The 10,889-nt window shown below is 71.9% G+C and carries 11 protein-coding genes; 9 read left to right on the top strand and 2 right to left on the bottom strand.

Annotated elements, in window-relative coordinates; genetic code table 11:
• Window positions 1-81: 81 nt before the first annotated feature.
• The 3 genes from ABT254_RS18685 to ABT254_RS18675 all read left to right on the top strand — a co-directional run bounded on the left by ABT254_RS18685 (window position 82) and on the right by ABT254_RS18675 (window position 3,945).
• Window positions 82-2,061, top strand: coding sequence for a SpoIIE family protein phosphatase (locus tag ABT254_RS18685; protein WP_351470874.1), 1,980 nt, complete (start codon window positions 82-84; stop codon window positions 2,059-2,061).
• Window positions 2,062-2,092: 31 nt separating this feature from the next.
• Window positions 2,093-3,325 (top strand): radical SAM family heme chaperone HemW, encoded by a 1,233-nt coding sequence (gene hemW / locus ABT254_RS18680; RefSeq protein WP_351470871.1) that lies wholly within the window; start codon window positions 2,093-2,095, stop codon window positions 3,323-3,325.
• Between the two features lie 122 nt (window positions 3,326-3,447).
• Window positions 3,448-3,945, top strand: coding sequence for a Uma2 family endonuclease (locus ABT254_RS18675; protein ID WP_351471113.1), 498 nt, complete (start codon window positions 3,448-3,450; stop codon window positions 3,943-3,945).
• Here the strand turns inward: ABT254_RS18675 and ABT254_RS18670 are convergent.
• Complete coding sequence (locus ABT254_RS18670) at window positions 3,923-4,738, bottom strand: DUF3097 domain-containing protein (RefSeq protein WP_351470868.1); 816 nt, start codon at window positions 4,736-4,738, stop codon at window positions 3,923-3,925. The genes ABT254_RS18675 and ABT254_RS18670 overlap by 23 nt on opposite strands.
• Window positions 4,739-4,772: 34 nt before the next feature.
• The gene (locus ABT254_RS18665) at window positions 4,773-5,501 is read right to left on the bottom strand and encodes an MBL fold metallo-hydrolase (protein WP_351470865.1); all 729 of its coding nucleotides are present in this window, start codon (window positions 5,499-5,501) and stop codon (window positions 4,773-4,775) included.
• 152 nt (window positions 5,502-5,653) lie between these two features.
• On the opposite strand from ABT254_RS18665, the gene hrcA reads away from it, so the two are divergent.
• The 6 genes from hrcA to ABT254_RS18635 all read left to right on the top strand — a co-directional run bounded on the left by hrcA (window position 5,654) and on the right by ABT254_RS18635 (window position 10,878).
• The gene (gene hrcA, locus ABT254_RS18660; protein WP_351470863.1) at window positions 5,654-6,670 is read left to right on the top strand and encodes a heat-inducible transcriptional repressor HrcA; all 1,017 of its coding nucleotides are present in this window, start codon (window positions 5,654-5,656) and stop codon (window positions 6,668-6,670) included.
• Window positions 6,671-7,807, top strand: coding sequence for a molecular chaperone DnaJ (gene dnaJ / locus ABT254_RS18655; protein ID WP_351470861.1), 1,137 nt, complete (start codon window positions 6,671-6,673; stop codon window positions 7,805-7,807). It begins immediately after the preceding gene.
• 193 nt (window positions 7,808-8,000) lie between these two features.
• Window positions 8,001-9,077, top strand: coding sequence for a nitronate monooxygenase (locus ABT254_RS18650; RefSeq protein ID WP_351470858.1), 1,077 nt, complete (start codon window positions 8,001-8,003; stop codon window positions 9,075-9,077).
• Window positions 9,074-9,826, top strand: a complete 753-nt coding sequence (locus ABT254_RS18645; protein ID WP_351470855.1) for a 16S rRNA (uracil(1498)-N(3))-methyltransferase — start codon at window positions 9,074-9,076, stop codon at window positions 9,824-9,826. Before ABT254_RS18650 ends, ABT254_RS18645 begins: the two co-directional genes overlap by 4 nt.
• A gap of 18 nt (window positions 9,827-9,844) precedes the next feature.
• Window positions 9,845-10,237: a VOC family protein gene (locus ABT254_RS18640; RefSeq protein ID WP_351470852.1), complete on the top strand. Its 393-nt coding sequence runs from the start codon at window positions 9,845-9,847 to the stop codon at window positions 10,235-10,237.
• A 77-nt stretch (window positions 10,238-10,314) separates the two neighbouring features.
• Window positions 10,315-10,878: a hypothetical protein gene (locus ABT254_RS18635; protein ID WP_351470849.1), complete on the top strand. Its 564-nt coding sequence runs from the start codon at window positions 10,315-10,317 to the stop codon at window positions 10,876-10,878.
• The last annotated feature ends 11 nt before the right edge of the window (window positions 10,879-10,889 follow it).

Here is a 10,889-nt window from a genome sequence, read left to right as displayed (position 1 = left end):
GGCGCTTATGGGCGAGGCCAGTCTGTCACTCTGTCGGCATCGACTGAGGCGTATTCGTCCGAACCGCTCGGGGAGCTGTCCATGGGGGCCATTCCGACGCAACGGGAGACCGCTTCCTGCGCTTGCGATGCGCCTGCACACCTGCACGCGACCGCGCACGGGAGGGTGGACCCGCGTGCGCAGGCGTACGCGACCCTGCCCGGCAGCCCCCTCGCCCCGGGTTCCGCCCGCGCCCTCGTACGCGCCGCCCTCGCCGACTGGGCGGAGGCCGGACTCCCCGGCGCCGAGCACCTCACCGACCGGCTCGCCGACGACGCCGTGCTCGTCGTCAGCGAACTCGTCACCAACGCCGTCGTGCACGCGGGCACCGAGGTCGAGGTGGAGTGCCGTATGGAGGAGGCTCCCGGCGCGCTCGTCGTGGAGGTCTCCGACCACCACCCCTCCCGGGCACCCCGCGACTCGGACGCCGAAGGGCCCTACGAGACGGCCGAAGTGCCTTACGGGACACCGGAGTACGGCCGCGGGCTGCGACTGGTCGCCACGCTCGCCGAGTCCTGGGGCGTCACCTTCCGCCGCGGCACCAAGACGGTGTGGGCGCGACTGCCGGCCGAGCGGAGCCCGACCGCGGACGAGCCGCAGGCGCGCGCCGGCCGGCAGGCACTGGAGCGCGGGCTGCACGCCGCCGAGATATTGGCGCCCGACCCGCAGCGCGCCGAGCGCGACCGGGACTGGCTGCACCGCGGGGCCCTGTCCTTCCTCGCCGAGGCCTCCGATCTGCTGGCCGGGCAGCTCGACGAGAACCTGGTCGCCGCACTCGCCGGACAGCTGATCGTGCCGCGGCTCGCCGACTGGTGCGCGGTGTGGCTGGAGGACGAGGCCATGGGCCGCGGAGGCTGGGCCGACGGCACCGGGGGCACCGGGCCCCGCCTGGCCCGCGTCTGGCACTGCAGCGAGAACCGCATCGAGGAACTGCGCCGCGCCCTGGAGAAGGACCCGCCGTATCCGTCCGAGGCGATCAGCGTCCCACCGGGGGAGCGGAGCCGGGACTGGGGGAAGTCAGGGCCGGTCGTGTACCCGTGGCCCGGCGAGGCGTTCGACGTGCGGGACGAGCACGGCGCGGCGCTCGCGTACCGCCTCATCGCGGGCGGCCGGCCGCTGGGCACGCTCGTCATCGGACGTTCCGGGCTGCTGCGCTTTCCCGACGAGGTCACCGGGCTCGTCGAGGACCTCAGCCGCCGGGTGGCGCTCGCCATCGGCGCGGCCCGCCAGTACGCCCGCCAGGCCACCATCAGCCAGGTCCTGCAGCGCGGCCTGCTGCCCGCGGCCGTCGCCGAGATCCCCGGGGTGCGCAGCGCCCTCGTCTACGAACCGTGCGACAAGGGCGGCCCCAGCGGCGACTTCTACGACCTCTTCCCGGCCGGCGACGGCCGCTGGTGCTTCGCCGTCGGCGACGTCCAGGGCAAGGGCCCCGAGGCCGCCGTCGTCATCGGCCTGGCCCGCCCCTGGCTGCGCCTGCTCGCCCGCGAGGGCTACCGCGTCGCCGACGTCCTCGACCGCCTCAACCGCCTCCTCCTCGACGACGCGACCGAGGCCGCGGACGCCGCCGCCCGGGCCCTGGTACGGTCGCCCGCCCCCGGCGACGGCCCGCAGACCCGCTTCCTCTCCCTCCTCTACGGCGAGCTGACCCCCTTCGACGGCGGCATCCGCTGCACCCTCGCCTCCGCGGGCCACCCGCTCCCGCTGCTCCTCGGCCCCGACGGAAGCGTCCGCACGGCCGCCCGCCCGCAGACCCTGCTCGGCGTCGTCGAGGACGAGGCGTACACCAGCGAGACCTTCGAGCTCCGCACCGGCGACAGCCTCCTGTGCGTCACGGACGGGGTGACCGAGCGCCGCTCCGGCTCCGACATGTTCGACGACGCCGACGGCCTCGCGACCGCCCTCTCCGGCTGCGCCGGCCTGAGCGCCGAGCTGATCGCGGAACGCATCCGCAGGCTGGTCCACGAGTTCGGCGGGCGCCCGCCGGAGGACGACCTGGCGCTGCTGGTGCTGCAGGCGGAGTGAGGAGTCGCACGGGTGCTGGACAATGGAAGGCATGCCTTCCGCACTCCCCGACGGCGAGCCGGTCCCCGCCGACGGCGCACTCCCCGCTTCCGCGCTCGCCGGGGCCCCCGACCGCCCCCTCGGCTTCTACCTCCACGTCCCGTACTGCGCGACCCGCTGCGGCTACTGCGACTTCAACACCTACACCGCCACCGAGCTGCGCGGCACGGGCGGTGTCCTCGCCTCCCGCGACAACTACGCGGACACCCTGATCGACGAGATCCGCCTGGCGCGGAAGGTCCTGGGCGACGACCCGCGCGAGGTCCGCACGGTCTTCGTGGGCGGCGGTACGCCGACGCTGCTGGCCGCCGGTGATCTCGTACGGATGCTGGGGGCGATCCGCGACGAGTTCGGTCTGGCGGCGGACGCGGAGGTGACGACGGAGGCGAACCCGGAGTCTGTGGACCCGGCGTATCTGTCCGTTTTGCGGGAGGGTGGCTTCAATCGCGTCTCCTTCGGCATGCAGAGCGCGAAGCAGCATGTGCTGAAGGTGCTGGACCGTACGCACACGCCGGGGCGCCCGGAGGCGTGCGTCGCGGAGGCCCGCGCGGCGGGCTTCGAGCACGTGAACCTGGACCTGATCTACGGCACACCCGGGGAGTCGGACGACGACTGGCGGGCCTCGCTGGAGGCGGCGCTCAGCGCCGGACCGGATCACGTGTCGGCGTACGCGCTGATCGTCGAGGAGGGCACCCAGCTGGCCCGCCGGATCCGGCGCGGCGAGGTCCCCATGACGGACGACGACGTCCACGCCGACCGCTACCTCATCGCGGACGAGGTGATGTCGGCGGCGGGCTTCGACTGGTACGAGGTCTCCAACTGGGCCACCTCGGAGGCGGCCCGCTGCCTGCACAACGAGCTGTACTGGCGGGGCGCCGACTGGTGGGGCGCGGGCCCGGGCGCGCATTCCCACGTGGGTGGGGTGCGGTGGTGGAACGTGAAGCACCCGGGGGCGTATGCGGCGGCACTGGCGGAGGGTCGATCGCCGGGGGCCGGGCGGGAGTTGCTGTCGGAGGAGGACCGGCGGGTGGAGCGGATCCTGCTGGAGCTGCGGTTGCGGGAGGGGGTGCCGATGGACCTGCTGAAGCCGGAGGGGCTCGCCGCCTCGCGCCGGGCGCTGGGGGATGGGCTGCTGGAGAGCGGGCCGTATGAGGAGGGGCGGGCGGTGCTGACGCTGCGGGGGCGATTGTTGGCGGATGCGGTGGTGCGGGACTTGGTGGATTGATCACCCGTGCGGGTGGTCGCCTCTGGTCGGGCCCTCGGGTGCCCGCGTCCCGTTTCTAGGGTGCCGTCATGAACGACCGGCAGGTGATCGAGTTCTTCGGCACGCTTGACGTCCCCTAGGGCATCAGGGCGGAGCTCTTGCGAGGGGAGATCGTGATGACGAGATCCCCGGACCTGGTGCACAACTACACGGTGGCGGACGTCCAGGATGGGGTTCCGCGGAGCCGTTGGCTGGCGCTGCAGCGCCAGTACGTCGAGATGCACCGGGAAACGAGCGAGCCGATCCCGGACATCGTGGTTCTCGAACGGGGTGCGGGGCCGGACTCCGGTCGCCTCGTACCGGTTGAGGCGGTCACCATGCTGGTCGAGGTCGTGTCCAGGGCCAGCGCGTACCGCGACTACGTGACCAAACGATCGATCTACGCTGGGGCAGGTGTACCGCTGGACCTGATCATCGATCCGGCAGCGGCTGAATGCCTGGTGCTCACCGAGCCGTACGGCAGCAGCGAGCGCGCCGACTATCGCTGTCAGCGCAACTGGAGGTATGGGGAGACGCTCCTCCTGTCTGTGCTCGACACGAGCATCGACACGGGCGAGTTCAGGCGTGACCCGGCGCCGTGACGAAGTCGATCAGTTCCTCCACCCGCCCCAGCAGCTCCGGCTCCAGATCCTTGTAGGAATCCACCCGCTTCAGGATCGCCTGCCACACCGCCCCGGTGTTCTCCGACGGCCACCCCAGCGCCCGGCACACCCCCGTCTTCCAGTCCTGCCCGTGCGGCACCCGCGGCCAGCCCGGGATCCCCAGTGAGGACGGCTTCACCGCCTCCCAGATGTCGATGTACGGGTGGCCCACCACCAGCGCGTGCTCGCTCGTCACCGCCTCCGCGATCCGCCACTCCTTCGTGCCCGGCACGAGGTGGTCCACCAGCACCCCCAGCCGCGCATCCGGCCCCGGCGCGAACTCCGCCACGATCGACGGCAGGTCGTCCACACCCTCCAGGTACTCCACGACCACCCCCTCGATGCGCAGGTCGTCACCCCAGACCTTCTCGACCAGCTCGGCGTCGTGACGGCCCTCGACGTAGATACGGCCGGCGCGAGCGACACGCGCGCGGGTACCCGGGACGGCCACCGAACCGGATGCCGTACGAGTGGGGCGTACGGGAGCCGCGCCGGACGGACGCACGAGCGTCACCACCCGCCCCTCCAGCAGGAACCCCCGCGGCTCCAGCGGAAACACCCGGTGCTTGCCGAAGCGGTCCTCCAGGGTCACCGTGCCCGCCTCGCAGCGGATCACCGCGCCGCAGAAACCGGTGCCCGGCTCCTCGACCACGAGCCCGGGCTCCGCAGGCACCTCCGGAACCGGCTTGGGCTTCTTCCACGGCGGGGTCAGATCGGCGGAGTACTGGCGCATTCGAGTGACGATAGGAGAAGCCGTCGGACGGCGGCTACGACACGCCGAAACGTGCCGCCAGCTCCTCCCGCTGTCTGCGCACGAAGCCCGCATCCACCACCGCTCCGTGACCGGGCACATACAGCGCGTCCTCACCGCCCAGATCGAGGAGCCGGTCCAGGGCGGCCGGCCAGTGCGACGGTACGGCGTCGGAACCGGCCTGCGGTTCGCCGGACTCCTCCACCAGGTCGCCGCAGAAGACGACCTCCGGGGAGCCGGGCACCAGGACCACGAGATCGTGGGCCGTGTGGCCGGGGCCCACGTTCGCCAGCAGCACCTGCCGGCCGCCGCCCAGGTCGAGGGTCCACTCGCCCGAGACGTGATGCCGGGGCGCGACCAGGGCGTCGACCGCCTCCTCCGCCAGCCGCGCCTCCAGCCCGTTGCCCACCGCGTCCGCCCGCAGCTCCTCGCGCGCGTGCCGGGCCTCGAACACCGTGTCCATGCCCACGGCGCCGTACACCTCCGCGCCCGCGAAGGCCGCCGCCCCGAGGACATGGTCGAAATGGGGATGCGTGAGCGCGAGATGAGTCACACGGTGACCGGCGAGCTCCTGCGCCTCGGCACGCAACCGTGCGCCCTCCGCGAGGCTCGACCCCGCGTCGATCAAGAGCGCCGTGCCCTCCCCGACGACCAGCCCTGCCGTGCAGTCCCAGCGGGGCAGACGGCACCGGCCGACACCGGCCGCCAGTCGCTCCCACCCCAGCTCTTCCCAAGTCACCGTCATACGGCGACGCTAGCGGTACGCCCCGTTCAACAGGGGCCGACCTTGCCCCGGGTGTACCCCACCGCCGTACACTGGCCGGTAACGGCTGGCACTCGGACGGACAGAGTGCCAGGCGTAGCGCCTGGGGGACGACTTCTGGAGGTGTGCGCTGGATGCTGAGTGAACGACGGCTGCAGGTACTGCGCGCCATCGTCCAGGACTACGTCGGTACCGAGGAGCCGGTGGGGTCGAAGGCTCTGACCGAGCGGCACAACCTGGGCGTGTCCCCGGCGACGGTCCGCAACGACATGGCGGCCCTGGAGGACGAGGGGTTCATCGCGCAGCCGCACACCAGCGCGGGGCGCATCCCCACCGACAAGGGCTACCGGCTGTTCGTCGACAAGCTGGCGGGCGTCAAGCCCATGTCCGCGCCCGAGAAGCGGGCGATCCAGAACTTCCTCGACGGCGCCGTCGATCTCGACGACGTGGTGGCGCGGACGGTTCGGCTGCTCGCGCAGCTCACCCGGCAGGTCGCCGTCGTGCAGTACCCGTCCCTGACCCGCTCGACCGTGCGGCACGTGGAGCTGCTCTCGCTCGCCCCCGCGCGCGTGATGCTCGTGCTGATCACGGACACCGGCCGGGTCGAGCAGCGCATGGTCGACTGCCCGGCGCCGTTCGGGGAGGCCTCGCTCGCGGATCTGCGGGCGCGGCTCAACAGCCGGGTCGCGGGCCGGCGCTTCACCGACGTCCCCCGGCTCGTGGAAGACCTGCCCGAAGGCTTCGACGTCGAGGACCGGGGTACGGTCTCGACAGTGCTCTCCACACTTCTGGAGACACTGGTCGAGGAGAACGAGGAACGGCTGATGATCGGCGGCACCGCCAATCTGACCCGCTTCGGACATGATTTCCCCCTCACCATCCGCCCCGTCCTGGAGGCGCTTGAGGAGCAGGTCGTGCTCCTCAAGTTGCTTGGCGAGGCGGGGGATTCGGGCATGACGGTGCGCATCGGGCACGAGAACGCCTATGAGGGACTCAACTCCACTTCCGTGGTGTCGGTCGGCTACGGTTCGGGCGGCGAGGCAGTCGCCAAGATGGGCGTGGTCGGACCGACCCGCATGGATTACCCGGGAACGATGGGAGCGGTACGCGCAGTGGCACGGTACGTCGGACAGATCCTGGCGGAGTCGTAAGTGGCCACGGACTACTACGCCGTTCTCGGCGTGCGCCGCGACGCGTCGCAGGAAGAGATCAAGAAGGCCTTCCGGCGGCTCGCGCGCGAGCTGCACCCGGACGTCAACCCGGATCCGAAGACCCAGGAGCGGTTCAAGGAGATCAACGCCGCCTACGAGGTGCTCTCGGACCCGCAGAAGAAGCAGGTCTACGACCTCGGCGGCGACCCGCTCTCGCAGGCCGGCGGCGGTGGCGCGGGCGGCTTCGGCGCGGGTGGCTTCGGGAACTTCTCGGACATCATGGACGCGTTCTTCGGTACGGCGTCGCAGCGCGGACCGCGCTCGCGTACGCGCCGGGGCCAGGACGCGATGATCCGGCTGGAGATCGAGCTCGACGAGGCGGCCTTCGGCACCACGAAGGACATCCAGGTCGACACGGCGATCGTCTGCTCCACCTGTAACGGTGAGGGCGCGGCGCCGGGCACCTCCGCCCAGACGTGTGACATGTGCCGCGGTCGCGGTGAGGTGTCGCAGGTGACGCGGTCCTTCCTGGGCCAGGTCATGACCTCGCGTCCCTGCCCGCAGTGCCAGGGCTTCGGCACGGTCGTTCCGACGCCGTGTCCGGAGTGCGCGGGTGACGGCCGGGTCCGGTCCCGCCGTACCCTCACGGTCAAGATCCCGGCCGGTGTCGACAACGGCACCCGCATCCAGCTCGCGGGCGAGGGCGAGGTGGGTCCCGGTGGTGGTCCCGCCGGTGACCTGTACGTCGAGATCCACGAGCTGCCGCACCCGACCTTCCAGCGGCGCGGCGACGACCTGCACTGCACGGTCACCATCCCGATGACGGCCGCGTCCCTCGGTACCAAGGTGCCGCTGGAGACGCTGGACGGCATGGAGGAGGTCGACATCCGGCCCGGCACCCAGTCCGGCCAGTCGATCCCGCTGCACGGGCGGGGCGTCACGCACCTGCGCGGCGGCGGCCGCGGGGACCTGATCGTGCACGTCGAGGTCCAGACCCCGACGAAGCTGGACCCCGAGCAGGAGCGGCTGCTGCGGGAGCTCGCGAAGCTGCGGGGTGAGGAGCGGCCGACGGGGCAGTTCCAGCCCGGCCAGCAGGGGCTGTTCTCGCGGTTGAAGGACGCGTTCAACGGGCGCTGACGGGGTGGCTGCGGGTGGCTGTTTTCGCCCCCGCCGCCCCTACCCGTCCCGTCCCTGGGGGCTGCCGCCCCCAGACCCCCGCTTTCGGCCTGAACGGCCTCGTCCTCAAACGCCGGACGGGCTGAAAATGCAGGCACGTGCCAAGGGGATGGTCCGATTCGGACTTGTTCGGAGGACGTGACAACATGCCGTCATGTCCTCCGCGCTGACCGATCTCTTCCCTCACCCGATCGTGCAGGCCCCCATGGCGGGCGGCGTCTCCGTGCCGCATCTGGCCGCCGCCGTGTGCGAGGCCGGGGGGCTCGGTTTTCTCGCCGCCGGGTACAAGACGGCCGACGGCATGTACCAGGAGATCAAGCAGCTCAGGGGGATCACCAACCGCCCCTTCGGCGTGAACCTCTTCATGCCCCAGCCCGATTCCGCCGACCCCGGTGCCGTGGAGATCTACGCCCACCAGCTGGCCGGGGAGGCCGCCTGGTACGAGACCGAGCTGGGCGATCCGGACAGCGGCCGTGACGACGCCTACGACTCCAAGCTGGCCGTGCTGCTCGACAACCCCGTGCCGGTGGTCTCCTTCCACTTCGGGGTCCCGAGCCGTGAGGTCCTCGACTCCCTCCGCCGGGCCGGCACCTTCACGCTGGTCACCGCGACCACCCCCGAGGAGGCCATCGCCGTGCAGCTGGCCGGCGCCGACGCGGTGATCGCGCAGGGCGTGGAGGCCGGCGGGCACCAGGGCACCCACCGGGACAACCCGGAGGCGGAGGGCACCGGAATAGGGCTGCTCTCGCTCGTCGCCCAGGTCCGCGAGACCGTGAGCATCCCGATCGTCGCCGCCGGCGGCATCATGCGCGGCGGCCAGATCGCCGCGGTGCTGGCCGCGGGCGCGAGCGCCGCCCAGCTCGGCACGGCGTTCCTCGCCACCCCGGAGTCCGGCGCGAACGCCGTCCACAAGCAGGCGCTCACCAACCCGCTGTTCGTACGCACGGAGCTGACCCGCGCGTTCTCCGGCCGCCCGGCCCGCGGCCTGGTCAACCGCTTCCTGCGCGAGCACGGGCCGTACGCCCCCGCCGCCTACCCGGAGGTCCACCACCTCACCTCGCCCCTGCGCAAGAAGGCCGCCGCCTCCGGCGACGCACAGGGCATGGCGCTGTGGGCGGGGCAGGGGCACCGCATGGCGCGCGAGCTCCCGGCGGGGCAGCTGGTGGAGGTCCTCGCCGCCGAGCTCGACATGGCCAGGACAGCGTTGTCGGGCAAGGGGGACCTGCGATGACCGCGCCGGTGTTCGTCGTCGACTCGCTGGCGGGCGTGGGGCCCGGCTCGATCGTCGAACTGGACGGCCCCGAAGGACGGCACGCGGTGTCCGTGCGGCGGCTGCAGCCCGGGGAGGACGTGGTGCTGACGGACGGTCTGGGCCGCGGCGCCGCCGGTGCGGTCGTGCGGACGGAGGGCAAGGACCGGCTGTTCGTCGAGCCCGTCGAGTTCCCCGTCGAGCCCGAGCCCAGCCCCCGTATCACCGTCGTCCAGGCCCTGCCCAAGGGGGACCGTGGCGAGCTGGCCGTCGAGACGATGACCGAGACCGGCGTGGACGCGATCGTGCCGTGGTCGGCGGCCCGCTGCATCACCCAGTGGAAGGGCGAGCGGGGGCTGAAGTCGCTCGCCAAGTGGCGGGCCACCGCCCGCGAGGCCGGCAAGCAGTCCCGCCGGCTGCGCTTCCCGGAGGTCGCGGACGCGGCGACGACCAAGCAGGTTGCCGCACTTCTCGCCAAAGCCGACTTCGCCGCCGTCCTGCACGAGGACCGGGACTACGCAAGTGAGCCGCTGGCGACCGCCGAGCTGCCCTCCGCGGGCGAGATCGTGCTGGTCGTGGGCCCCGAAGGGGGCGTGTCCGAACAGGAGTTGGCGCTCTTCGCCGAGGCGGGTGCGAAGGCGTACCGGCTCGGGCGTAGCGTGCTGCGTACCTCGACCGCGGGCACCGCGGCGACCGCCCTGCTCCTGGGCCGCACCGGCCGCTGGTCCTGAACGATCACGGGGAACACCATGGAACTCGCACAGGTCCGGCTCCTGGTCAGCGACTTCGCCGCCTGTTACCGCTTCTACGCCGAGGTCCTCGGTCTCAAGCCGCAGTCGGGCGCGACTGCGGGCCCGTACGAGAAGTTCAGCCCGGCCACCGGCTCGGCGGGCATCGCCCTCCAGGACCGTTCGATGATGGCCGAGGTCCTGAACGAACTGGGCGACACGGCAACGGGCCACCGCTCCCTGGTGGTGCTGCGCGTCGACGACCTCGACACCTACTGCGAACAGATCGCCACCCGGGGCGCCGTCCTCCTGCACGGCCCGGCCCCCATGACGGACCGCATGCGGGTCGCCCATCTCAAGGATCCCGAGGGGAACGTGGTGGAGTTGCAGGAGTGGCTGCTGCTGCGTGGCTGACGGGTAGGCGCCCGCGGGCGCTTTCGTGACCGTATGCGCTCTACCGCCGGACGGCACACGGTGGCAGGCTGCCGTCCATGGGGGCATTGAGGCGGATTTGGCGGCGGCCGCGGGGACGGCGGGTGGCGGCCGCAATGGGACTTGCCGTCCTGGGCGTCGGTGGCGCGGTGGCCTGTGACCCGGGCGGGCTGAACTCGGCGGCCGTGGCGTACACGACCGACCAGACCGCGACCAAGGAGCTGGAGCGGCAGCACGTCGACGTGCAGTGGCTCAGCTGCACCGCCAACTACGGGAACGACAAGGCCGCCACGGCCGGCCGGACGGCTCCCTCGGCGAGCGAGACCACCGTCGCCAATGTCGACTGCCAGGGGCAGACCAAGGACCGACGGGACATCACCGTCACCGGCAAGGTCACCCGGGCCGTCAACGGTGCCTGCGTGCGCGGCGACCTCACCGCCAAGGTGGGCGGCAAGCAGTGGTTCCACGTGACGGGGCTCGGCAACTGCAACGCGACACCGTCACCCATCATCAACAACCCCTCGGGCGGAAACGGCGGCCCTGGTGCCACCGTCACCGTGACGGTCACCCGGACCATCTGGTGCAAGGGCGATCCGAAGTGCTGGCCCGTCGAGGGCAAGTGATCCAAACCGCT

Origin of the sequence: Streptomyces sp. NPDC001137, from assembly GCF_040298885.1 — a bacterium.
Classification (GTDB): domain Bacteria; phylum Actinomycetota; class Actinomycetes; order Streptomycetales; family Streptomycetaceae; genus Streptomyces.
Note: the sequence above shows the minus strand (reverse complement) of the source record. Positions and strands in the feature narration are given on the sequence as shown.

What these genes read in the sequence shown, in the direction of transcription:
- ABT254_RS18685 (WP_351470874.1), top strand. Translation starts at nt 82, where the DNA reads ATGGGGGCCATTCCGACGCAACGGGAGACCGCTTCCTGCGCTTGCGAT.
- hemW (WP_351470871.1), top strand. Translation starts at nt 2,093, where the DNA reads ATGCCTTCCGCACTCCCCGACGGCGAGCCGGTCCCCGCCGACGGCGCA.
- ABT254_RS18670 (WP_351470868.1), bottom strand. Translation starts at nt 4,738, where the DNA reads ATGCGCCAGTACTCCGCCGATCTGACCCCGCCGTGGAAGAAGCCCAAG.
- ABT254_RS18665 (WP_351470865.1), bottom strand. Translation starts at nt 5,501, where the DNA reads ATGACGGTGACTTGGGAAGAGCTGGGGTGGGAGCGACTGGCGGCCGGT.
- hrcA (WP_351470863.1), top strand. Translation starts at nt 5,654, where the DNA reads ATGCTGAGTGAACGACGGCTGCAGGTACTGCGCGCCATCGTCCAGGAC.
- ABT254_RS18650 (WP_351470858.1), top strand. Translation starts at nt 8,001, where the DNA reads ATGTCCTCCGCGCTGACCGATCTCTTCCCTCACCCGATCGTGCAGGCC.
- ABT254_RS18645 (WP_351470855.1), top strand. Translation starts at nt 9,074, where the DNA reads ATGACCGCGCCGGTGTTCGTCGTCGACTCGCTGGCGGGCGTGGGGCCC.
- ABT254_RS18640 (WP_351470852.1), top strand. Translation starts at nt 9,845, where the DNA reads ATGGAACTCGCACAGGTCCGGCTCCTGGTCAGCGACTTCGCCGCCTGT.
- ABT254_RS18635 (WP_351470849.1), top strand. Translation starts at nt 10,315, where the DNA reads ATGGGGGCATTGAGGCGGATTTGGCGGCGGCCGCGGGGACGGCGGGTG.